The organism is Caballeronia sp. AZ7_KS35, from assembly GCF_023631045.1.
In the GTDB taxonomy this organism is placed as follows: domain Bacteria; phylum Pseudomonadota; class Gammaproteobacteria; order Burkholderiales; family Burkholderiaceae; genus Caballeronia; species Caballeronia zhejiangensis.
The window spans coordinates 330,565-353,537 of sequence record NZ_JALQDV010000001.1 but is presented as its reverse complement, the minus strand read 5'-3'; the positions used below and the strand labels follow the sequence as shown (position 1 = coordinate 353,537).

At 63.1% G+C, this 22,973-nt stretch carries 23 protein-coding genes and 1 riboswitch; of the genes, 18 read left to right on the top strand and 5 right to left on the bottom strand.

What is annotated here, in order from left to right; translation table 11 throughout:
• The first annotated feature begins 166 nt into the window (after positions 1-166).
• Positions 167-1,678, top strand: a complete 1,512-nt coding sequence (gene fliD / locus NCT05_RS01680) for a flagellar filament capping protein FliD (protein ID WP_250501654.1) — start codon at positions 167-169, stop codon at positions 1,676-1,678.
• A 9-nt stretch (positions 1,679-1,687) separates the two neighbouring features.
• Positions 1,688-1,987, top strand: a complete 300-nt coding sequence (gene fliT / locus NCT05_RS01675; protein WP_250501653.1) for a flagellar protein FliT — start codon at positions 1,688-1,690, stop codon at positions 1,985-1,987.
• A 127-nt stretch (positions 1,988-2,114) separates the two neighbouring features.
• Here fliT and NCT05_RS01670 read toward each other — a convergent pair whose 3' ends face one another.
• Positions 2,115-3,125, bottom strand: coding sequence for a sodium:calcium antiporter (locus NCT05_RS01670; protein WP_034470401.1), 1,011 nt, complete (start codon positions 3,123-3,125; stop codon positions 2,115-2,117).
• An 88-nt stretch (positions 3,126-3,213) separates the two neighbouring features.
• Positions 3,214-3,389: riboswitch (yybP-ykoY riboswitch) on the bottom strand.
• A gap of 163 nt (positions 3,390-3,552) precedes the next feature.
• Here NCT05_RS01670 and NCT05_RS01665 point away from each other — a divergent pair.
• Positions 3,553-5,148 (top strand): ABC transporter substrate-binding protein, encoded by a 1,596-nt coding sequence (locus NCT05_RS01665; RefSeq protein WP_250501865.1) that lies wholly within the window; start codon positions 3,553-3,555, stop codon positions 5,146-5,148.
• A 6-nt stretch (positions 5,149-5,154) separates the two neighbouring features.
• On the opposite strand, the gene NCT05_RS01660 is transcribed toward NCT05_RS01665, so the two are convergent.
• The gene (locus tag NCT05_RS01660; RefSeq protein WP_250501652.1) at positions 5,155-6,228 is read right to left on the bottom strand and encodes an MBL fold metallo-hydrolase; all 1,074 of its coding nucleotides are present in this window, start codon (positions 6,226-6,228) and stop codon (positions 5,155-5,157) included.
• A gap of 105 nt (positions 6,229-6,333) precedes the next feature.
• Between NCT05_RS01660 and NCT05_RS01655 the strand changes: the two genes are divergently transcribed.
• From NCT05_RS01655 to NCT05_RS01640, 4 genes are read left to right on the top strand one after another with little or no spacing between them, the layout of a single operon-like run.
• Positions 6,334-6,756: a MerR family transcriptional regulator gene (locus NCT05_RS01655; RefSeq protein WP_008351922.1), complete on the top strand. Its 423-nt coding sequence runs from the start codon at positions 6,334-6,336 to the stop codon at positions 6,754-6,756.
• A 45-nt stretch (positions 6,757-6,801) separates the two neighbouring features.
• The gene (aceK, locus tag NCT05_RS01650) at positions 6,802-8,604 is read left to right on the top strand and encodes a bifunctional isocitrate dehydrogenase kinase/phosphatase (protein ID WP_250501651.1); all 1,803 of its coding nucleotides are present in this window, start codon (positions 6,802-6,804) and stop codon (positions 8,602-8,604) included.
• 30 nt (positions 8,605-8,634) lie between these two features.
• Positions 8,635-9,414: a carbonate dehydratase gene (can, locus tag NCT05_RS01645; protein ID WP_008351926.1), complete on the top strand. Its 780-nt coding sequence runs from the start codon at positions 8,635-8,637 to the stop codon at positions 9,412-9,414.
• Positions 9,407-10,600 carry an acetyl-CoA C-acetyltransferase gene (locus NCT05_RS01640; RefSeq protein WP_250501650.1) on the top strand — a complete coding sequence of 398 codons (1,194 nt, stop codon included), beginning with the start codon at positions 9,407-9,409 and terminating at the stop codon, positions 10,598-10,600. Before can ends, NCT05_RS01640 begins: the two co-directional genes overlap by 8 nt.
• 42 nt (positions 10,601-10,642) lie before the next feature.
• On the opposite strand, the gene NCT05_RS01635 is transcribed toward NCT05_RS01640, so the two are convergent.
• The 3 genes from NCT05_RS01635 to ubiM all read right to left on the bottom strand — a co-directional run bounded on the left by NCT05_RS01635 (position 10,643) and on the right by ubiM (position 12,570).
• Positions 10,643-11,059 carry a type II toxin-antitoxin system VapC family toxin gene (locus NCT05_RS01635; protein ID WP_250501649.1) on the bottom strand — a complete coding sequence of 139 codons (417 nt, stop codon included), beginning with the start codon at positions 11,057-11,059 and terminating at the stop codon, positions 10,643-10,645.
• Positions 11,046-11,297: a hypothetical protein gene (locus NCT05_RS01630; RefSeq protein ID WP_250438849.1), complete on the bottom strand. Its 252-nt coding sequence runs from the start codon at positions 11,295-11,297 to the stop codon at positions 11,046-11,048. Before NCT05_RS01630 ends, NCT05_RS01635 begins: the two co-directional genes overlap by 14 nt.
• A 91-nt stretch (positions 11,298-11,388) precedes the next feature.
• Entirely contained in the window at positions 11,389-12,570 is a 1,182-nt protein-coding gene (gene ubiM / locus NCT05_RS01625; protein WP_008351932.1) for a 5-demethoxyubiquinol-8 5-hydroxylase UbiM, read from the bottom strand.
• 118 nt (positions 12,571-12,688) lie between these two features.
• Between ubiM and NCT05_RS01620 the strand changes: the two genes are divergently transcribed.
• From NCT05_RS01620 to NCT05_RS01570, 11 genes are all read left to right on the top strand, one after another.
• Positions 12,689-13,366 carry an SDR family oxidoreductase gene (locus tag NCT05_RS01620; protein WP_008351935.1) on the top strand — a complete coding sequence of 226 codons (678 nt, stop codon included), beginning with the start codon at positions 12,689-12,691 and terminating at the stop codon, positions 13,364-13,366.
• Positions 13,367-13,379: 13 nt separating this feature from the next.
• Positions 13,380-13,988 carry a glutathione S-transferase family protein gene (locus NCT05_RS36940; protein WP_008351936.1) on the top strand — a complete coding sequence of 203 codons (609 nt, stop codon included), beginning with the start codon at positions 13,380-13,382 and terminating at the stop codon, positions 13,986-13,988.
• Entirely contained in the window at positions 13,985-14,404 is a 420-nt protein-coding gene (locus NCT05_RS01610; protein WP_250438846.1) for a YchJ family protein, read from the top strand. The genes NCT05_RS36940 and NCT05_RS01610 overlap by 4 nt, the downstream gene beginning before the upstream one ends.
• Before the next feature lie 328 nt (positions 14,405-14,732).
• A complete protein-coding gene (locus NCT05_RS01605; RefSeq protein WP_034470383.1) occupies positions 14,733-15,989 on the top strand; it encodes a dienelactone hydrolase family protein in 1,257 nt (418 codons plus the stop codon).
• Positions 15,990-16,272: 283 nt separating this feature from the next.
• Complete coding sequence (locus NCT05_RS01600; RefSeq protein ID WP_250501648.1) at positions 16,273-17,583, top strand: adenosylmethionine--8-amino-7-oxononanoate transaminase; 1,311 nt, start codon at positions 16,273-16,275, stop codon at positions 17,581-17,583.
• Entirely contained in the window at positions 17,580-18,779 is a 1,200-nt protein-coding gene (gene bioF, locus NCT05_RS01595; protein WP_250501647.1) for an 8-amino-7-oxononanoate synthase, read from the top strand. Before NCT05_RS01600 ends, bioF begins: the two co-directional genes overlap by 4 nt.
• On the top strand, positions 18,776-19,477 hold the full coding sequence (gene bioD / locus NCT05_RS01590) for a dethiobiotin synthase (protein ID WP_250501646.1): 702 nt from the start codon (positions 18,776-18,778) through the stop codon (positions 19,475-19,477). The genes bioF and bioD overlap by 4 nt, the downstream gene beginning before the upstream one ends.
• A gap of 4 nt (positions 19,478-19,481) precedes the next feature.
• A complete protein-coding gene (gene bioB, locus NCT05_RS01585; protein WP_008351947.1) occupies positions 19,482-20,525 on the top strand; it encodes a biotin synthase BioB in 1,044 nt (347 codons plus the stop codon).
• A 19-nt stretch (positions 20,526-20,544) separates the two neighbouring features.
• Positions 20,545-21,486 (top strand): 2-hydroxyacid dehydrogenase, encoded by a 942-nt coding sequence (locus tag NCT05_RS01580; protein WP_250501645.1) that lies wholly within the window; start codon positions 20,545-20,547, stop codon positions 21,484-21,486.
• A 25-nt stretch (positions 21,487-21,511) separates the two neighbouring features.
• The gene (locus NCT05_RS01575; protein ID WP_008351950.1) at positions 21,512-22,435 is read left to right on the top strand and encodes a hydroxymethylglutaryl-CoA lyase; all 924 of its coding nucleotides are present in this window, start codon (positions 21,512-21,514) and stop codon (positions 22,433-22,435) included.
• A gap of 16 nt (positions 22,436-22,451) precedes the next feature.
• On the top strand, positions 22,452-22,949 hold the full coding sequence (locus NCT05_RS01570) for a YbaK/EbsC family protein (protein WP_008351951.1): 498 nt from the start codon (positions 22,452-22,454) through the stop codon (positions 22,947-22,949).
• Positions 22,950-22,973 lie beyond the last annotated feature (24 nt).

The following is a 22,973-nucleotide window of genomic DNA, read 5'->3' as shown; positions in this document are numbered from 1 at the left end:
GTAACCGGCGCGCGTTCTCAGTACCATGCGCGCCGTCAGCAATAAGATTTTGCAGTAGAAGCACAGCAGTCAGCGCCCGGGAGCTTGTCTCCCTGCGCGCATTTTCGGGAGATGACGACTCCCGCCCAATCTCGAACGATCGCGACACATAACGACCGGAGCACACATGACCACCGTAGCCACGACAACGGGTTCCGCTGTCGATCCGACGAGCGCCGTACAGCAGGCCGCACAGTCGATCATCAGCGGTTCCACGAACTCGACGATGGACGTGAACTCGCTCGTAAACGCGCTCGTCAGCTCGAAGGTCGCGGGACAGACCGACGCGCTCAACAACAAGCAGACGGCCGACAACACGCAGTTGACGGCCATCGGCACGCTCAAGTCCGTGCTGTCGCTGCTGCAAAGCTCGCTCACGAACCTATCGAACGGCACGGCGCTCGGCGCATTCACCGCCGCCGCGGACGGCAAAGGCATCACGGCCACGGCCGACACGACGGCCGTGGCAGGCAGCTACTCGGTTAGCGTCGCAAACATCGCGAAATCGCAGTCCCTCACGTCCGGCGTGATCGCCGCAGGCGCCCTCGGCACCGGCTCGCTCACGCTCAACGTGAACGGCAAGTCGAGTACGGTCAAAATCGACAGCAGCAACAACACGCTCTCGGGCATCGCATCCGCGATCAACTCGGCGTCCGACAATCCGGGCGTCACAGCGACCGTCATCAATGGCGCGGATGGTCAGCACCTCGTGCTGCGCTCCTCGTCGACAGGAGTTTCTAGCGCGATCAACATGACAGTGCAATCGAGCGACTCCGGGCTTAATTCGCTGGGGGTCACGTCGGGAACGACGACGGTCGATCCGAGCGATTCGTCCAAGACCGTCACTCCCTATACCACGCTCACGAGCGGCAGCAGCAACTGGACCCAGACATCCTCTGGCCAGGACGCGCATCTGACGATCGCGGGCACGGCAGTCACGAGCGGGAGCAACACGGTCAAGGACGCGATCTCTGGCGTTAGCATGACGCTGACTTCTGACTCTGTGGCGTCGTCGCCGCAAGAGCTGACCGTGACCCAGGACACCGACAACCTGAAGACCGCGATCAATTCTTTCGTCACCGCGTACAACAACTTCATCACCACGGCCTCGAGCCTGACCTCGTACGATTCGACCTCCAGCTCCCAAGGCGCGCTGCTCGGCGACTCGATGATGAACACGATCAAGAACACGATCTCGAGTACGATCAGCAAGGCGATCGGCTCGGGCTCGAGTGCGGTCAATCTGGCTTCGATCGGCATTGCATTGCAGCCGGACGGCTCGCTCAAGACAGACGACGACGCGCTCACCGCCGCGTTATCGAGCAACTCCGGCACCGTCGCCAAGCTGTTCAACACGACCAATGGCGTAGCGGCCACGCTGAACAATAGCCTGACATCGTTCTTGCAGACAGGCGGCATCATCGACACGCGCACGACTGCGTTGAACGCGGATCTGTCGAGCATCGCCGACCAGCAGACGCAACTCACCGCGTACACAGCGCAACTGACGACCGACTACAACGCCCAGTTCACCGCGCTCAACGCGCTGATGTCGAGCATGTCGACGCAATCGAGTTATCTGACCGCCCTTTTCGGCGGCACGAACAGCGCGGGCGCGCTGGCGACCAACAAGTCGTAAGGACGGGACATGAACCGGCAAGAAGCGATTGAAAACGCCCGGACGCTGACCGAGGCGATCGAAGAAGCAGTAGGCCAGAACGACTGGGCGCGCGCCGCCGAACTCGATGCAGCGCGTGCGCCACTCGTGATGTCGCTGCAGGCGGACCAGCCGGCCGAGGCACTCGCGGTGATCGAGCAGATTCAGGCGAGCATGGACGCAGTCGCCGCGCGTGCAAAAGATGCGCAGGCGGCGCTCTCGACGACGTATCGCCGTTCGATGGACGGCGCGAAGGCCGTCAGCAGATATCATCAGGCCGCGCGGTTCTGAAGTTTCCTGCGCACGCGCCGATAACCCCTATAAGAACAACAAGAACGACGTGCCGGTTTTCTCGGCGCGCTGCTTCGCTCTTCGATGCCCGCCTCGCGCGGGCATTCTTCTTTGTGCCGCAGCTTTGTCAGCGCCCGAGCGTCAACGCGAGATAGGCCGCGTACAGCACGCCGTTGCCGAGCAGCGCCCACAGCACGACGCCGTTCTCCTTCGCATTGAAGCGCAGCCACGCCGCCGCCGCGAGCGTGATGAGCACGCCCGTCAGCACTTCGATACGCGGCTCCCACGGCGTCAGCATGATGCCGATGGCCGGCAGCAACGTCCCTTGAAACACCATCGCGCCGGTGATGTTGCCGAACGCGAGCGTGTCCTTTCCTCGGCGCGCCCACAGAATGCTGTTCACTTTCTCGGGCAGTTCCGTCGCGATCGGAATGATGATGAGCGACAGCAGCAGCGCCGAAATTCCCAGCGCATGCGACACGCCCTCGACGCCGTGAATGAAGCCCTTCGCGCCGCCGACGAGCAGCACGATGCCGAAGAAAAACTGCAGCATGATCGTGCCGAGCGACGTTTTCAAACCGAGACGCGAAGCGAACAAGGCCTCGGGCGCTTCCGTTCCGTGTCCGCCCTCGACGAGCTTCGCCGAAGCCTTGAACGTCGAAATCACATAAACGATATAGAGCGCGACGAGCCCGACCGCGAACAACGCGCGCACTTGCCACGCGTGATGCGGCACGAACATCGCGGCGCACGCGATGAGAAACGCGACCAGAAAGAAGTTCAGATCGCGCACGAAGCCGCTGCGCTCCGGCACGATGCGCCCGCTCATGCCGCGCGACTTGAGGATCGCGAACGTCATCAGACACGTCGAAAGCGTCGCGAGCATAAGCGGCGCGCCGAGAATCGCGCCGACGCCGATCTCTTCGTTGACCGCACGGCTCGTCGTGCCGCCGAGCAGCGCGATGATCGGCACCGTCGTCTCGGGCAATGCCGTGCCGACCGCCGCGAACAGCGATCCGGTCACGCCTTCGGAAATGCCGAGCCGTTCGCCGAGATGTTCGAGCGCATTCGTGAATAGCTCCGCCGCGACCAGGATGATCGCGAGCATCAGCGCGAGTTCGAGAAAGAGCATCGTCATGCGGCACCTCGCATCGAAACATGCGACGGGTGCGCGAGCGTGCGCGGAAAACGGGGATGTTGTAGTTGTGGGGACACGATGATTCCACGGCCGGACGTCGAGCGAACCACGATGCGCCACGCGCCGTCCGGCCAGGAACGACATAGCGCATCGATGGTCTCGCCAAACCGTTCCGGTCGAACGCGCCACGGCAGCAGGGCCGAGGATGTTGACGCGTTCTCCTTCGCTCGCGAAGGAAGGCTACTCCCCAAAGAAGGCGCAAGTTTAGCCCGATGCGCCCCGTTTCGGCAACCCGCGGAATAAGCGTATGCCGATCGGATCGTTGTCGTCGACGGATGCATCCGCTAATCTGGCCGCGCCGGGCGCGTCGCTTGCTGCGCGTGCTCAAGCTCATCCACGAACAAAAATGAAGATCACGGGAGATCTCATGCGTCTGAAACTCTTCGCCGCGGCCGCCGCGATGGCCATGCTCGCCGCGCCGATGCTCGCGATGTCCAAGCCGCTCACCGTCTGCACCGAATCGAGCCCGGACGGCTTCGATGTCGTGCAATTCAATTCGCTCGTAACGACCAACGCATCGGCGGATGTCATCTTCAATACGCTCGTCTCCTACGACGAAGCCGCGAAGAAGGTCGTGCCCTCGCTCGCGGAAAAGTGGGACGTGACGAGCGACGGGCTCACGTACACATTCCATCTGCGTCCGAACGTTCAGTTTCAGACGACCGATTACTTCAAGCCGACGCGCCCGCTCAGTGCCGACGACGTCGTGTTCACGTTCTCGCGCATGCTCTCGGACGACAATCCGTGGCACAAGATCGCTGGCGCGAGCGGCTTTCCGCACGCGCAGTCGATGGGCCTCGTGAAGCTCATCAAGGCCGTATCGAAAGTCGATGACCATACCGTGAAGTTCGAGCTCAACGAGCCGAACGCGACCTTCGTGCCGATCCTCACGATGGGCTTCGCATCGATCTATTCGGCCGAATATGCGGACAAGCTGCTGAAGGCGAACCAGCAGGTCGATCTGAACAGCAAGCCGATCGGCACCGGCCCGTTCGTGCTGAAGAGCTACACGAAGGATTCGGTCATCCGCTACGACGTGAATCCGTCGTACTGGGGCGCGAAACCGAAGATCGACCGGCTGATCTACGCGATCACGCCCGACGCCGCCGTGCGCGCGCAGAAGATCAAGGCGGGCGAATGCCAGATCGCGCTGTCGCCGAAGCCGCAGGACGTCATCGACGCGAAGAAGGACAAGTCGCTGAAGGTGAGCGAAGCGCCCGCATTCATGACGGCGTTCGTCGCGCTCAACACGCAGAAGAAGCCGCTCGACAATCCGAAGGTGCGTCAGGCGATCAACATGGCCTTCGATCGCACGACCTACATGAAGACCGTGTTCGACAACACGGCGACGCAAGCGGTGAACCCGTATCCGCCGAATACGTGGAGTTACGACAAGAGCATCGAGGCGTACAAATATTCATCCGCCGATGCGAAGAAGCTGCTCGCCGATGCGGGCTTTCCGAACGGTTTCGACACGACGATCTGGGTACGCCCGAACGGCAGCGTGCTCAATCCGAATCCGAAGGCGGGCGCGGAATTGCTGCAAGCCGATCTCGCGAAAATCGGCGTGAAGGCGCAGGTGAAAGTGATCGAATGGGGCGAACTCATCAAGCAGGCGAAGCAGGGTCAGCACGACATGCTGTTCATGGGCTGGGCCGGCGACAACGGCGACCCGGACAACTACATGTCGCCGCTTTTCAGTTGCAACGCGGTGAAGTCAGGCATCAACTTCGCGCGCTATTGCGATCCGCAACTGGACAAGCTCATCGCCGATGGCAAGTCGACCGCCGATGTCGCCAAACGCACGAAGGCGTATGTCGACGCGCAGAAGATCATCCACGATCAGGCGCTGTGGATTCCGCTCGTCTATCCGACGGCGGCGGCGCTCACGCGCGCGAACGTCAGCGGCTATAACGTGAGTCCGTTCGGGCGCGTGAATTTCGGCGCTGTTTCCGTGCAGTAAGCGAAGTCAGGCCGGCGTGAAGCGGATCACGCCGTCAGCGCCGGTCTGACGTTTCAGCTTGCCATCGAGCCAAAGCAGGTTCAGATGCGCGAGCGCTTCGCCGAGCGCGAACGTCATCTGATGGATATCGAGCTTGCGCTTGAACATGAGCGGGACGATGTCTGCGGCGCTGCATGGCTTTTGAGCGCACGCGTCGCGCACTTCCGCCAGCCGCGCGCGATGATGCTCGCGCAATTGCCCGATGCGCGTTTGCACGCCGCGAAACGGCTTGCCGTGTGAGGGCAGCGCGAGCGTATCGGCGGGCATGGTTTCGTAGCGGCCGAGCGATTCCAGATACAGCGCAAGCGGATTGCCTTCCGGCTCGACCGCGAACACCGACACGTTTGTCGAAATGCGCGGCAACACCATGTCGCCGGAAATGAGCAACTTGTCGGCGGCGCAGAAAAGCGCGCTGTGCTCCGGCGAATGGCCGTAGCCCGACACCACTTCCCAATTGCGCGCGCCGATACGCATGACATCGCCATCGCGGATACGCCGATATTCCGCCGGAATCGACGGCACGAGCCTCGGGTAATAGCTATCGCGCATGCGCAGCGCATCGAGCGACGCTTCGTCGGACAGGCCGTGCGCCGCGAAATGCGCCGCCGCTCGCTCGCCGCCCGCGTTCGAGCCGTCGCCGGCGGCCATCACGCGGCCCATCGCGTATTCGCCGAGCGACATCCACAGGCGCACGTTCCATCGATTCTTGTCGCCGCCCGTGCAGATCCAGTCGGCAAGTCCCAGATGATCCGGATGACAATGCGTGACGATCACACGCAGCACCGGCTTTCCATCGAGCACGGAATCGAACACGCGCTCCCAGTTCGCGCGGATCGTATCGCTCGAAATGCCGCAATCGACGACGGTCCAGCCTTTCACACCGTCGATTTCATCGGCGAGCAGCCACAGATTGATGTGATCGAGCGCGAACGGCAGCGGCATGCGCAGCCAGAACACGCCCGGCGCCACTTCCATGACGCCGCCCGATTCGGGCAGCCGGTCCGCGAAAACATAGTCGAGCTGGTGTTCGAGTGCGTTCATTCGGTGGCTGTCTCCGGGTTTGCGCCGCGTTGCAATTTGGCCAAGTTGACGATAACGTAAACGTCCATTCTAACGTTGCGCGCGCATTTGCGCTGCCGGCCGGCAATGACCCAACCGACGCATTACACGATCACCGAACTGGCGCGCGAGTTCGACATTACGCCGCGCGCCATTCGCTTTTACGAAGATCAGGGGCTGCTCGCGCCGAAGCGCGAAGGCTCGAACGGCCTGCGGCGTGTGTATTCGGCGCGCGATCGCACGCGCCTCAAGCTCACGCTGCGCGGCAAGCGGCTCGGTTTCACGCTGTCGGAAATCCGCACGCTGCTCGATCTGTATGACTCGCCTACCGGCACCGCGACGCAGCTACAGGCTTTCGTCGATACGATCGCGGCGCATCGCGAAGTGCTGCAGCGTCAGCTCGAAGACTTGAACACGACGCTCGCCGAACTTTCCGCGTATGAGGAACAGGGCCGCGCGCTGCTCGCGGCGGGCGCGGAAAAGCGTGCGCGCAAACCCAAAGCGGCATAACGCGTGACGCTCGCGTGACACCCGCACACGAAGCGCAGGGTCGATATGAATCATTTCCCCAAGCTGCTCTCGTCGCAAATCGGCTTCGATGTCGCCAAGACGATACTCGAAGGCTTCGAGCATCATTACCGCGTGTTCCGCGAAGCCGCGATCAAGGCGAAGGAGCTATTCGAGCGCGGCAACTGGCTCGCGTTGCAACAACTGGCGCGCGATCGCATCGCGTCGTATGACGATCGCGTCACGGAATGCGTGACGGCGCTCGAAGACGAATACGACGCGGAGAATATCGAGGACGACGTGTGGCAGCAGATCAAGCTGCATTACATCGGCTTGCTGACGACGCATCGTCAGCCGGAATGCGCGGAAACGTTCTTCAATTCCGTGTGCTGCAAGATCCTGCATCGCTCGTACTTCAACAATGACTTCATCTTTGTGCGGCCGGCCATTTCGACGGAATACATCGAGAACGACGAGCCCGCCGCAAAGCCGACGTATCGCGCGTATTACCCGGAAAAGGACGGCCTCGCCGCGACGCTCGAACGCATCGTCACGAACTTTCAGTTGGAACCGCCGTTCGAGGATTTGCCGCGCGACGTGCAATGCGTGATGCAGGCGCTGCGCGAAGCCTTCGGCGATATCACGCCTGCGCCGAACTTTCAGATTCATGTGCTTTCGTCGCTGTTCTTTCGCAACAAGGCGGCGTATGTCGTCGGGCGGATCATCAACGGCGATGCGCTGCTGCCCTTCGCCATCGCGATCCGGCATACGAAGCCCGGCTTGCTCGCGCTCGATACCGTGCTGCTCTCGCGCGAGCAGGTGCTCATCATCTTCAGCTTCTCGCATTCGTACTTTCTCGTCGATATGGAAGTGCCGTCGGCGTTCGTGCAATTTCTGAGCACGATCATGCCGCGCAAGCCGAAGGCCGAAATCTATACGTCGGTCGGTTTGCAGAAGCAGGGCAAGAACGATTTCTATCGCGACTTGCTGCATCATCTGTCGCATTCGAGCGATAAGTTCATCGTCGCGCCGGGCATCAAGGGACTCGTGATGATCGTCTTCACGCTGCCGTCGTTTCCTTACGTGTTCAAGCTCATCAAGGACGCGTTTCCGCCGCCGAAGGAAACCACGCGGCAGAAGATTCAGGACAAGTATCAGCTCGTGAAGCGGCACGATCGCGTTGGCCGAATGGCCGATACGCTCGAATATTCGAGCGTCGCGCTGCCGGTCGCGCGCCTCGACGACGCGCTCATCCGCGAACTCGAAAAGGAAGCGCCTTCGATGATCGAATACGAAGGCGACAAGCTCGTCATCCGGCATGTGTATATCGAGCGCCGCATGGTGCCGCTCAATCTCTTCCTGCAGAACGGCAACGCCGACGACGTCGATCACGGCATCAAGGAATATGGCGACGCGATCAAACAGCTGATTCAGGCGAACATCTTCCCCGGCGACATGCTGTACAAGAACTTCGGCGTGACGCGGCACGGTCGCGTGGTGTTCTACGACTACGATGAAATCGAGTATCTGACCGATTGCAACGTGCGCCGCGTCCCTGCGCCGCGCACGGAAGAGGACGAGCTGTCCGGCGAACCGTGGTATACCGTCGGGCCGCACGATATCTTTCCCGAAACGTACGGCACATTTTTGCTCGGCGATCCGCGCGTGCGCGAAGCGTTCATGCGTCATCACGCGGATTTTTTCGATCCCGCGTTCTGGCAGCATCACAAGGAACAACTGCTGCGCGGCGAGCTCGCCGATTTCTTTCCCTATGACCGGGACGTCCGATTCTGCATCCGTTATCCGGAGCGTTTCGACGAGCCCGGCCGATCGGACGCGCGCGCCGCGTGAAGCGCGCGGTCCGGCTTTTGACTTTCGAACATGAACCACATTGACGATAAAACGCCGCTTGCTCACCTGTTCGCAAACAATCAGGAATGGGTCGAACGTAAGCTCGCCGAAGACGCCGCTTTCTTCGAGCGCCTCGCGCATCAGCAGACGCCCGAATATCTGTGGATCGGCTGCGCGGACTCGCGCGTGCCGGCCAACGAGATCATCGGCTTGCCGCCGGGCGAAGTCTTCGTGCACAGAAACATCGCGAACGTCGTCGTGCACTCCGATCTCAATTGTCTGTCGGTGATCCAGTTCGCCGTCGATCTGCTGAAGGTGAAGCACATCATGGTCGTCGGCCATTACGGCTGCTCGGGCGTGGGCGCGGCGCTCGTCGGGCGGCGCGTCGGTCTCGCCGATAACTGGCTGCGCCATGTCGAAGACGTGCGCGAAAAGCACGGCGCGCTGCTCGACGAATGGCCGATGGGCGACGCGCGCCATCGCCGTCTCGTGGAGCTGAACACGATCGAGCAGACCATCAACGTGTGCCGCACGACCGTCGTTCAGGACGCATGGGCGCGCGGACAGGAGCTCACCGTGCACGGCTGGACCTACGGCGTGCACGACGGCCGCCTGCGCAACATGGGCATGATGATCGGCGCACCGGCCGAGATCGATCCGGTTTATCAGTCGTGCGTTGCCGCGATGACTCGCAGCGGCGCGCATTCCGCGGAAAACGATGTCCTCGCGTCAGATGCGGCACTTGCCGAACGCTTGGGCGACGTTCCCGAAGTGATCAAGGGCGTCATCAAGGAGCTGAAACATGAGTGAGACAAGGAACGATCCGATCGTCATCGTGTCGGCGGCGCGCACGCCGATGGCCGCGTTTCAGGGCGATTTCGCGTCGCTGACCGCGCCGCAGCTTGGCGCTGCTGCGGTGAAGGCGGCGGTCGAACGCGCGGGATTAAAACCCGAGCAGATCGACGAAGCCATCATGGGCTGCGTGCTGCCCGCCGGTCAGGGTCAGGCGCCCGCGCGTCAGGCGGCGCTCGGCGCGGGCTTGCCGCTATCCACCGGCTGCACGACGATCAACAAGATGTGCGGCTCGGGCATGCGCGCGGCGATGTTCGCGCACGACATGCTGCTGGCCGGATCGGTCGACGTGATCGTCGCGGGCGGCATGGAAAGCATGACGAACGCGCCGTATCTGCTGCCGAAAGCGCGCGGCGGCATGCGCATGGGTCACGGTCAGGTTCTCGATCACATGTTCCTCGACGGCCTCGAAGACGCTTACGAAAAAGGCCGTCTGATGGGCGCGTTCGCGGAGCAATGCGTTTCGTCGTATGCGTTCTCGCGCGAGTCGCAGGATGCGTTCGCGGTCGAATCGCTGCGGCGCGCGCAGCGAGCGAACGACGATGGCTCGTTCGACTGGGAAATCGCGCCCGTGACGGTACAGGGCAGGAAGGGCGATACGGTGATCGGGCGCGACGAGCAGCCGTTCAAGGCGAACATCGAGAAGATTCCGTCGCTCAAGCCCGCGTTCGCGAAGGACGGCACGGTGACGGCCGCGAATTCGTCGTCGATTTCCGATGGCGCGGCGGCGCTCGTGATGATGCGCGAATCGACCGCGATGCGGCTCGGCGTCACGCCGATCGCGCGTATCGCCGGACACAGCACGTTCGCGCAACAACCGGCCTTGTTCACGACGGCGCCCGTCGGCGCGATCAGCAAGCTCTTCGAGAAAAACGGCTGGCGCGCGGGCGATGTCGATCTGTATGAAATCAACGAAGCGTTCGCCGTCGTGACGATGGCCGCGATGCGTGAGCACGATCTGCCGCATGACAAGGTCAATGTGAACGGCGGCGCGTGCGCGCTCGGGCATCCGATCGGTGCGTCGGGCGCGCGGATTCTTGTGACGCTGCTCGGTGCGTTGAAGGCGCGTGGGCTGAAGCGCGGGGTGGCGAGCTTGTGTATCGGCGGTGGGGAGGCGACGGCGATGGGGGTGGAGTTGGTTTGAGTGTTCCGGGCCGGTCCGGCGCGAGCCGGGCCGCATTCATTCCTATTCGAAGGGATTCAGCATCTCGACGCCCATTCGCTCGAAGTCTCTGACGTTGCGCGTGACCACCGTCAATCCGTGGAAAATGGCCGTTGCACCTATGAGCTTGTCCAAAGCGGGTTCAGGGTGCGGCGCGCGCAGGTTTCCCCATAGCCTGCCGATCTCCTTGCCCGCCGGCAGGATTCTCGTGTCGTATTCTCGCAGGACGTTGTTCACCCACGATTGGAGCTTTTCGGCCTGCCGTTTATCACCTCTTCGGCGCACCCGCTCGACGCCCTGTCCAAGTTCCGCGACAGTCATGACGGAGAGATGAACGCATCTCTTATCGAGCTTGGCTTGCCGGAAGAACACGCGAACGCCTTCATTGGCGCGTTCTTCGAGTCTCGTTTCACTGATCACGTTCGTATCAGCCAGATACATCGGAGGCTCCTCGTTTCGGATGACGATCGAAGAAGTCGTCCTCCACGTCGAGTTTCGGAAAGTTCAGCAGATGATCGATGAAACGGCTGTTGTACTCGGGACTGTCGATGTATTCCTCGGCCGTCCCTTTGCGGCTTTCGATCTCGAGCTTGCGACGGATGGCAGCCTGTTCCGCGTATTCGCGAATCTCCTCGGCGGTTATATTCCAAGGTAACTCGGCCTTGATGATCTTGAACATGCTCGGCTCCTTATCGATGTTGCGACAGTCGTCACTCTATCGAATTCAATAAGCACGACTAGTCATCCAAACGAAATAAGCGAAATCTCACTCACCCCGCCAGCGACATCGCCACGGCCCGCTTGAACGGCGTCAGCTTCTCTCCGATCCGCAGCATCGCATCGCGCGCGATCCGCGCCGGCAGCGAGTCGCGCGTATAAACCTCCGTGATGAATCGCGTGATCAGATAAAGCGGACGCGTTTCCTGCCGATGCTTCGCTTCATATCGCGCGAGCAGCCCATCGCCGGCGATGTCGAGCCCCGCCGCCTGCGCGTCGCGAATCGCGCGCGTGAGCGTCTCGATGCCGGCCAGCCCGAAGTTGAACCCGTGCGCCGTGACCGGATGCATGCCGACCGCCGCATCGCCGACCGTCGCAAAACGCTTCGCCACGAAGCGCTTCGGATAAACCGACACCAGCGGATAAACATGCCGCGTCGTGCGCAGCGCCATCGTCCCGAGTCTGCGCTCGAAGCGGCGTTCGATCTCGCGGTTGAACGCATCCTCGTCGAGCTTGCTCAGGCGCTCGATGTCGCGCGCCTCGAGCGTCACCACGACCGACGACCGATGCGCGCCCGTCTCCGGATCGGGATTCATCGGCAAGAGCGCGAGCGTCTGCCGGTGGCCGAACCATTCCCACGCCGCGTGATCGTGGGGCACGTCGTGCGTCATGCAGCAGACCAACATCGACTTGCCGAAATCGTGCATGTCGGCGGCGATGCCCATCATGCGGCGCGTCGCGGAGAACCGGCTGTCCGCCGCGACGACGAGCCGCGCCGCGATCGTCTCGCCGCTTTCGAGCCGCACGCGCGCGCCACATGCGTCGGTATCGAGGTCGGTCACGCGTTCGGACGTCATGATGCGGACGTCCGCGCTCACTGCTTCGAACGCGGCGCGCCGGATCAGATGATTCGACACGAGCCAACCGAGCTCGTCGTGACCGGAAAGCGCATGACCGATTTTCATCGCGAACGGCGACGATCCGTTGAAAACGCGCGCATCGGCCAACTGCGATTTCGCGTGCGCGTCGATGCGCTCCCACACGCCCAGCGTCTTGAGAAACGCGACGGATTTCTGCGTCAACGCGATCTCGCGGCCGTCGAAGGCGGGCTCGCGCAGCGCGTCGTGGCTTTGCTGCTCGACGAACACGATCGACAAACCCGCGCCGCTCAGCGCGTTCGCGAGACACAAGCCCGCCGGCCCCGCGCCGACGATCACGACATCGGTTTGCATCATCTTTCCGGTCCTGCTGTTTGAAAGCGCACAACGATAGCCGAAAGGCCGAACGGCGATCCGCGACAGCGGGTCGCGCGTTATATTCACGAAGTCTGTTCACACAAGGAACATGTCGCTCATGAAAACGGTTCTGATCGTCGGCGCGTCGCGCGGCCTCGGCCACGAATTCGCACGCGAATATTGTCGCGACGGCTGGCGCGTGCTCGCCACGGCCCGCGATAAAACCTCGCTCTCGGCGCTCGACGCGATGGGTGCGCAAACCTTCCCGCTCGACGTCACGCAGCCCGAGCAGATCGCCGCGCTCGCCTGGCAACTGGACGAGGAAAAGCTGAATGTCGCGATCGTCGTGTCGGGCGTGTATGGACCGCGCACCGAAGGCGTCGAGACGATCGGCGCGGAGGACTTCGATCAGGTCATGCACACCAACGTGCGTGGTCCGATGCAACTGATTCCCGTGCTCCTGCCGCTGACCGACGCCGCGAACGGCGTGCTCGCGGTCGTGTCGAGCAAGATGGGCAGCATCGCCGAGACGAGCGGCACGACCGGCTGGCTGTATCGCGCGAGCAAGGCGGCGCTCAATTCTGCGCTGAAGGTGGCGTCGCTGGAATCGCGGCATTCGGCGTGCATCGCGCTGCATCCGGGCTGGGTTCGCACGGAAATGGGCGGGCCATCGGCGGCGATCGACGTCGCGCGCAGCGTCGCCGGCATGCGCGCGGTGATCGCCGAAGCGGGCGCGCTGCGCGAGGAATTCAACGGGACTTTCGTGCAGTACGACGGCACGAAGATCGAATGGTGAACAAGGAGTGAATGTGACCTATCAGGTACACGGCGTTTCGGCATCGGGCAACTGTCACAAGGTTCGCCTCGTCCTCGAACAGCTCGGCCAGCCTTATGTCTGGCACGAAGTCGACATGATGAACGGCGCAACGCGCACCGACGAATTCAAAAAGCTGAATCCGAACGGCAAGGTGCCGGTGCTCGTCATCGACGAGAACACGACGCTCTCCGAATCCGACGCGATTCTCTGCTATCTCGCCGACGGCACGCCGCTCATGCCCGACGACCGGCTCGAACGCGCGCAAGTGCTGCAGTGGATGTTCTTCGAGCAGTACAGCCACGAGCCGTATGTCGCGGTGGCGCGCTTCATCCTGCAGTTTCAGAAGAATCCCGGCGACGCGCGTCTGCCGGAGAAGATCGCCGGTTCGTATCGCGCGCTCGACGTGATGGAACGGCATTTGTCGACGCGCACGTTCTTAGTCGGCGAGCGCTACACCGTCGCCGATATCGCGCTGTATGCGTACACGCATGTCGCGGATCAGGCGAATCTCGATCTGTCGCGCTATCCGGCGATCCGCGCGTGGCTCGAACGCGTGCGCAGCCAGCCGCGTCATGTCGTCATGCCGGGTGTCGATCAATGAAACTCGTGGAATGTCCGTGCGGCGGCGCCGCGCCCGGCCAGCGGCCTGACGCGCGCGCGCCGCGTTACGACGCGTGTTGCGGACGATTCATCGAAGGCGGCGAAAAGCCCGCGAACGCAATGGAACTGATGCGCTCGCGCTACACCGCCTACGTGCTCGGCGACACCGCGTATCTGCGCGCGACCTGGGCCGAAGCGACCTGCCCGCCCGATCTCGACGCCTCCGACGCCGGCACGCGCTGGCTCGGCTTGCAGATCAAACGCCACACGCCGACCGACGCGAATCACGAGGAAGTCGAGTTCGTCGCGCGCTACAAGGTCGGCGGGCGCGCGCATCGTTTGCACGAAGCCAGCCGCTTCACGCGAGACAGCGCCGGAAACTGGATCTATGTCGATGGTCAGATTAAAGAAAACTAAATATTCCTTTAAGAAATATGCTGTGGCACGCGGTATTAATTTCCTAAGAATTTCCTTACAGATTAAACAGTTACGGGGTTTCTCTTATTGTGCAGTGCAATTTTGAACGGTTAATCTGTGTTCACGTCAGGGCGCTGTCATTCCCGTGCCCGGACACTCGCAGCGAAGCCCCGTTTTGAAGCCAATTGTCATGCCTTTTCAGGGCATGACTCCCGGAACCCGCAGCCGATACTGCTCTCATCGAGCAGCGCGATAGGTTTGTGACTTCAAAAAGACGTTCGGGGCTCGCCGTATCAACGTCCTTTGGAAGCGCAGTCGGAGTTCACGGATGGCGATCAGAACCTGGTTGGTCGGATGCAGCATGGTGTGCGCGCTCGCGGCATCGCTCGTCACGTCCGCCGTGCGTGCCGAACCGGTCGGCGGCGTGCGTCAATCCGAAGGTCTGCAGGCGCCCGCATTCGGCCAGACACTCTCGCAGATTCCCGATTCGCTCGATGCCGGCCTGCCCGTCGTCGCGATCGGACTGAACGAAAGCGTCATCGAGATTCCCGAAGCCGACATCTCGCTCGAAACCACCGTGTTCAAGCCGGACGGCGCCGGCCCGTTCCCGATGATCGTCTTCAATCACGGCAAGCTCCCCGGCGATTCGCACGCGCAACCGCGCAATCGCCCGGTCGCGCTCGCGCGTGAATTCGTGCGCCACGGGTATGTCGTCGTCGTGCCGAACCGGCGCGGCTTCGCGGGCTCGGGCGGCGATTACACCGGCCACGGCTGCGACGTCGAGGCGAACGGGTTCGCGCAAGCGCAGGACGTCGCCGCGACCATCGCCTATATGAGCCAGCAAGCGTATGTCGACAAGACGCATATCGTCGTCGCGGGCACGTCGCACGGCGGTTTGACGACCATCGCCTACGGCGCGCGCGATGCCGTCGCGGCGCCCGGCGTGCGCGGTCTCATCAATTTCTCGGGCGGGCTGCGTCAGGACGAATGCGGCGACTGGCGGAAGAATCTCGTCAACGCGTTCGGCGATTACGGGCAGAACGTGCGCCTGCCGTCGCTGTGGCTCTACGGCGACAACGATTCGGTCTGGGACGGCGACTTGTCCGCGCAGATGTACACCGCGTTCACCGCGCACGGCGCGCGCGCCAACATGGTCGATTTCGGCAGCTACAAGAACGACGCGCATCGGCTCGTCGGCGACCGCGACGGCGTGCAGATCTGGTGGCCGCGCGTGAAGGCCTTCCTCGCGCAGATCGGCATGCCGACCGCCGTGCAATATCAGGTGGCCGAGCCGCGCATGCCGAACGCGACGCACTTCGCGGACCTCGATTCCGTGCAGGCCGTGCCGTTCGTCGATGAAAACGGCCGCGCCGGTTATCGCAACTTCCTTTCGCAGTATTCGAGCCGCGCGTTCGCCGTGTCCGATTCGGGCGCGTGGTCGTGGGCCGAAGGCGGCGACGATCCGATGGCCGTCGCCATCGCGAGCTGCCAGAAGCAGAGCGCCGATCCGTGCCGACTGTACGCGGTGAATAATCGCGTCGTCTGGAACGATCAGGCCGCCGAGACGCAGACGGCGTCACGCTAGAACACCTTTTCCGCCTGTCGGGAACGCCGGCCTTCGCGCCGGCGTTTTTGCGTCGATCGCACGTTAAGCGACCCATTTGGCCGACGTTGCACGCGATAGCGCGTTTTCGCATTTCCATTGCGCGCGCACGCATGTCCAAAAAACCTTCCGAATACGGAAGGTCGGCCATGTTTTAGGGATAATTGACTCGCGCAGTTTTCACGCAGTTTCCCCGTAACGCAGGCGCCTGGCGCTTGCCCGATGTATCCGGCCCGCATCGCGCGCGCGGGCCTGGGAGCCGTTTTTGAACAGAGAAGCCAATCAGGACTGGGTTGCCCGCTCGCTTGCGGCCGTGTGGCATCCGTGCACCCAGATGAAACATCACGAGCGCGTGCAGCTCGTGCCGATCGCGCGCGGCAAGGGCGCGTGGCTCTACGACCACGAAGGCCACCGCTATCTCGATGCGATCAGTTCGTGGTGGGTCAATCTCTTCGGCCACGCGAACGACGACATCAACCGCGCGCTCAAGGATCAACTCGACACGCTCGAACACGCGATGCTCGCGGGCTGCACGCACGCGCCGGCCGTCGAACTGGCCGAGCGTCTTTGCGCGCTCACCGATCGCACGCTCGGCCATGCGTTTTTCGCGTCCGATGGCGCGTCGGCGGTCGAGATCGCGCTGAAGATGAGCTTTCACTTCTGGCGCAATCGCGGCGCAAGCGAGAAGCGCGAATTCGCGTGTCTCGCGAACAGCTATCACGGCGAAACGATCGGCGCGCTCGGCGTGACGGACGTCGCCATTTTCAAGGACGCTTACGATCCGCTGATCCGTCACGCGCATGTGGTCGCGTCGCCGGCGGCGGTCGGCGTCGACGAAGCCATCGCCGCGATGCGCGCGCTCTTCGGGCAGCGCGCGTCGCAGCTTGCGGCCGTGATCGTCGAGCCGCTCGTGCAGTGCGCGGCCGGCATGTCGATGTACGACGCGTCGTATCTCACGCGTTTGCGCGCGCTGTGCGACGAATTCGGCGTGCATCTGATCGCCGATGAAATCGCGGTCGGCTGCGGGCGCACCGGCACTTTTTTCGCGTGCGAGCAGGCGGGCATCTGGCCTGATTTCATCTGCTTGTCGAAGGGCATCAGCGGCGGATACTTGCCGCTTTCGATCGTGCTCACGCGTGACGACATCTACGCCGCGTTCTACGACGACGACGTCACGCGCGGCTTTCTGCATTCGCATTCGTACACGGGCAATCCGCTCGCGTGCCGCGCCGCGCTGGCGACGCTCGATCTCTTCGACAGCGCGAAGGTGCTCGCGGAAAACAAACGCAAATCGGCGTTGCTGGGCGCGGCGTTGCGCGCGCGCGTCGGCGAGCACGAACGCGTGAAGAATCTGCGCAATTGCGGCACGATCTTCGCGTTCGATGTCGATATCGACGACAAGACGTTCTCGCGCCGCTTCTTCGCAAACGCGTTGCAGCGCGAACTGCTGATGCGCCCCATCGGCACGACGGTCTACATGATGCCGCCGTACATCCTCTCCGACGACGAACTGCTGCTCCTCGCGCAACGCACGCGCGAAACGCTCGACGCCACGCTCGCGGGGGTCGCAGCATGAGCACGACAGCGAGAGCGCTGTACGAAACGCTCGAACAGGGCTTGAACGATATCGATGCGCGCGGCCTGCGGCGTCGCCGCAAGACGATCGACGGCGCCTGTTCCGCGCACATGACCGTCGATGGCCGCGCGATCGTCGGCTTCGCGAGCAACGATTATCTCGGCCTCGCCGCGCACGATGCGATTCGCGCGGCGCTCGCCGAAGGCGCGTCGCTTTTCGGCGCGGGCAGCGGCGGCTCGCATCTGCTGGGCGGCCATTCACGCGCGCACGCGCAACTCGAAGACGATCTCGCCGCGTTCTCGGGCGGTTTCGTCGATAACCCGCGCGCGCTTTACTTCAGCACCGGCTACATGGCGAACCTCGCGGTCGTCACGGCGCTCGCCGGACGCGGCACGCTCGTGTTTTCGGACGCGCTCAATCACGCATCGCTGATCGACGGCGTGCGCCTGTCGCGCGCGCAAACGCAGATTTATCCGCACGCCGACATCGACGCGCTCGACGCGATGCTCGACGCCTCCCGCGACGAAACAGCGACGAAGCTCATCGTCACCGACACGGTGTTCAGCATGGACGGCGATATCGCGCCGCTCGCGCGTCTCGTCGAGCTTGCGGAGAAGTACGGCGCGTGGCTCGTCGTCGACGACGCGCACGGCTTCGGCGTGCTCGGCCCGCAAGGACGCGGCGCGCTGGCGCATTACGCACTGCGCTCGTCGCATCTCGTCTATGTCGGCACGCTCGGCAAGGCGGCGGGCGTGTCGGGCGCGTTCGTCGCGGCGGATGAAACCGTCATCGAATGGCTCATTCAGCGCGCGCGTCCGTATATCTTCACGACGGCGTCCGCGCCGGCGGTCGCGCATGCGGTGTCGAAGAGCATCGAAATCATCGCGGGCGATGAAGGCGACGCGCGCCGCGCGCACCTCGCGTTGCTCATCGAAATTACGCGCGCGATGCTGAAACGCACGCGCTGGATGCCGGTCGATTCGCATACCGCCGTTCAGCCGCTCGTGATCGGCGGCAACGACGAAACGCTGGAAATCGCCGCCGCGCTCGACAAGCAAGGCCTCTGGGTTCCGGCGATTCGTCCGCCGACGGTTCCGGCGGGCACGTCGCGCCTGCGCATTTCCCTTTCCGCCGCGCACAGCGAGGACGATCTCGCGCGGCTCGATCACGCGTTAAACGCTTTGAATACGCTATGACCGCTTTATCCCTGTTCGTCGCCGGAACCGATACGGAAATCGGCAAGACGCTCGTCTCTTGCGCGCTGCTGCACGGCTTCGCGCGCGCGGGCCTTTCCGCCGCCGCGATGAAGCCGATCGCGTCGGGCGCGGTCGAGCGCGACGGCGTGCTGCACAACGAAGACGCCGATCAGCTCGACGCCGCCGCGAACGTCGCGCTGCCGAACGACATCCGCACGCCGTTCATGATGCGCGAGCCGATCGCGCCGCATATCGCTGGGGCACGCGAAGGCGTGGCGCTCGACATCGGGCGCATTGTGCGAGCGCATCAGTTCGCGATGACGAAAGCGGATATCGTCGTGGTGGAAGGCGTCGGTGGTTTTCGCGTGCCGCTCACCGACACGCACGACACCGCCGATCTCGCCGTCGCGCTGAATCTGCCGGTCGTGCTCGTCGTCGGCATGCGGCTCGGCTGCATCAGCCATGCGTTGCTGACGGTCGAAGCCATCGCGTCGCGCGACCTGAAGCTCGCCGGCTGGGTGGCGAATCGCGTCGATCCGAATATGCTGTATCCCGACGAAAACATCGCAACACTGAAACAACGCATCAAGGCGCCGCTCATCGGCGTGATTCCGCATCTCGCGGCACCCGATGCAACGCGCGCCGCCGATTCGCTCGATATCGGCGCTCTGACTGACTCGCTTCATCAAAAGGATTGAATTCATGACACAGCAAATCGCCACTGAGACCACCTCGAAAACCACGCCGCAACCGATGCAGCGCTGGCGCGTCGCCGATGTCGTCGCGCTGTACGAACTGCCGTTCAACGATCTGCTCTTCCGCGCGCAGACCGTGCATCGCGAACACTTCGATCCGAACGCGGTGCAGTTGTCCACGCTGCTGTCGATCAAGACGGGCGGCTGCGAGGAAGATTGCGCGTACTGTCCGCAGTCGGTGCATCACGACACCGGCCTCAAGGCCGAAAAACTGATGGACGTCGATGAAGTCCTGAAGGCAGCCGAAGTCGCGAAGTCGAACGGTGCGACGCGCTTTTGCATGGGCGCGGCGTGGCGCAATCCGAAGGATCGCCATCTCGAGCCGATCAAGGACATGATTCGCGGCGTGAAGGCGATGGGCCTCGAAACCTGCGTGACGCTCGGCATGCTCGAAGCGCATCAGGCGCAAGGCTTGCGCGACGCCGGCCTCGATTACTACAACCACAATCTCGACACGTCGCCGGAGTTCTACGGCCAGATCATTTCGACGCGCACGTATCAGGATCGCCTCGATACGCTCGAACACGTTCGCGACGCGGGCATCAACGTGTGCTGTGGCGGGATCGTCGGCATGGGCGAATCGCGACGCGAACGCGCGGGACTGATCTCGCAGCTCGCGAACATGGAGCCGTATCCGGAATCGGTGCCGATCAACAATCTCGTGCAGGTCGCGGGCACGCCGCTCACCGGCGTCGACGCGCTCGATCCGTTCGAGTTCGTGAGGACGATCGCGGTCGCGCGCATCACGATGCCGAAGGCGATGGTGCGTCTGTCCGCCGGACGCGAGCAGATGGATGAAGCGTTGCAGGCGCTCTGCTTCGCGGCGGGCGCAAACTCGATCTTCTACGGCGATCAGCTTCTGACGACGAGCAACCCGCAAGCCGAAGCCGACCGCAAGCTGATCGAGCGCCTCGGCATGCGCGCGGAAGCCGCGCAGAACGCCGGCGCGCAGGAAGCCGAACGCGGTTGCGGACACAAGCACGCGAACTAAACGGAAAACGGACGCGGCCATGAAAATCATCTTCTACGAGAAGGGCGCCGATATCGACGCGTGGCTCGGCGGCCTGAAACGCGAGTTGCCCGATGCGGACCTGCGCGTATGGGAGCCGGGCGACACCGCGAGCGCCGACTACGCGATCGTGTGGCGCGCGCCGCGCGAGCTCTTTGCGAATCGTCCCGATCTTCAGGCCGTGTTCAATCTCGGCGCGGGCGTCGATGCGATTCTCGATGTCGAGCGCCGCGAACCCGGCACGCTGCCGCCGAACGCGAAGCTCGTGCGTCTCGAAGACACCGGCATGGCGCAGCAGATGGTCGAATACGCGACGTACTGCGTGCTGCGCTACCTGCGCCGCTTCGACGAATACGACGCGCTGCAACGCGAAGGCCGCTGGGAAAAACTGCCGCAGCACGCGCGCGAATCGTTCACTGTTGGCGTGCTCGGGCTCGGCGTGCTCGGCGCGGAAGTCGCGAAGGGTTTGCTGAAACTCGGCGTGCCCGTGCGCGGACACAGCCGCACGCCGAAGACGATCGAAGGCGTCCACGTTCACGCGGGCGCGGACGAATTCGACGCGTTTCTCGACGGCGTAAAAGTGCTCATCAATCTGTTGCCGCACACGCCGGACACCGAAGGCATTCTGAACGCGCGCACGTTCGGCAAGCTCGCGCGCGGCGCGTATCTGGTGAACGTGGCGCGCGGCCCGCATCTCGTCGATGCCGATCTCATCGCCGCGCTCGACAGCGGCCAGATCGCCGCCGCGACGCTCGATGTCTTCCACACCGAGCCGCTGCCGCAGGAACATCCGTTCTGGACGCATCCGCGCGTGTCGGTGACGCCGCATATTTCGGCGGAAACGCTGCGCGAGGAAAGCATCGTGCAGATCGCCGGCAAGATCAAAGCGCTCGCGCGCGGCGAGCCGATCAGCGGCATCGTCGATTTCAAGCGCGGGTACTGAGACCACATCGAAAGGAGACAGAGACATGATTCCGTCAAAAGTGAAAATCGTCGAAGTCGGGCCGCGCGACGGCCTGCAGAACGAAAAGGAATTCGTGCCCACCGAAACCAAGATCGAGCTCGTGAACCGGCTCGCGCGGGCGGGCATCGTGAACGTGGAATCGACATCGTTCGTGTCGCCGAAATGGGTGCCGCAAATGTCCGACGCCGCCGCACTCATGGCCGGCATCGAGCGCCGTCCGGGCACGATCTACTCCGTGCTCACGCCGAACATGCGCGGCTTCGAAGGCGCGCTCGAAGCCAAAGCCGATGAAATCGTGATCTTCGGCGCGGCGAGCGAGGCGTTCTCGCAGAAGAACATCAATTGCAGCATCGCGGAGAGCATCGCGCGCTTCGAGCCGGTCGCGAAAGCCGCGAAGGACGCCGGCATGCGGCTGCGCGGATCCATCTCGTGCGCGCTCGGCTGTCCGTATCAGGGCGAAGTGAGCATCGAATCGGTCGTGGATGTCGTCGAACGCATGAAAGCGCTCGGCTGCGACGAGATCGATATCGCCGATACCATCGGCGTCGGCACGCCCAAACGCACGCGCGAAGTGCTCGCGGCAGCGCAGAAAGCGTTTCCGCGCGAGCGCCTTTCCGGACATTTCCACGACACGTACGGGCAAGCCATCGGCAACATTTATGCGGCGCTGCTCGAAGGCATCGAGATCTTCCACGCGTCGGTGGCGGGGCTCGGCGGCTGTCCATATGCGAAGGGCGCGACCGGGAATGTCGCGACCGAAGACGTCGTGTATCTGATGAACGGGCTCGGCATCGAGACCGGCGTCGATCTGGATCAGCTCGTCGATATCGGCGATTTCATTTCGCGCGCGATCGGCAAGCCGAGTTCGTCGCGTGCAGGAAAGGCGATCTTCACGAAGAAACGCGACGGCGCCGCCGCCTGCGTCTGAACAACAAAGGACAAAGATGATCGATCAATTGCCCGATTCCGCGCGCCGCGTCGCGCTTTTGTTGAAGGAACGCGGCCATCCGCATGACGTCGTGATGCTGCCCGAAACCGGCAAGACATCGGCGGAAGCGGCGGCCGGCCTCGGCTGCGAGGTCGCGCAGATCGCCAAGTCGATTCTGTTTCGCCGCAAGGAAGACGACGCGCCCGTGCTCGTTATCGCGAGCGGCGCGAATCGCGTCGATGAAGCGAAGGTCGCGGCGCGCGTCGGCGCTCTGGCGCGCGCGGACGCGAAGTTCGTGCGCGAGAAGACCGGCTACGCGATCGGCGGCGTGTGCCCGATCGGACATGCGGTCACGCCGGTCACGCTCATCGACGAAGACCTGCTCGCGCTCGACAGCCTGTGGGCGGCGGCCGGGCATCCGCACGCGGTGTTCAATCTGTCGCCGCAGGAATTGATCGAGCTGACGGGCGCGCCGGTCGCGGACGTTGCGTTGCGCGAGACGGCGGAATCGTGACGAACGTGACGGACGTTGCGTCGC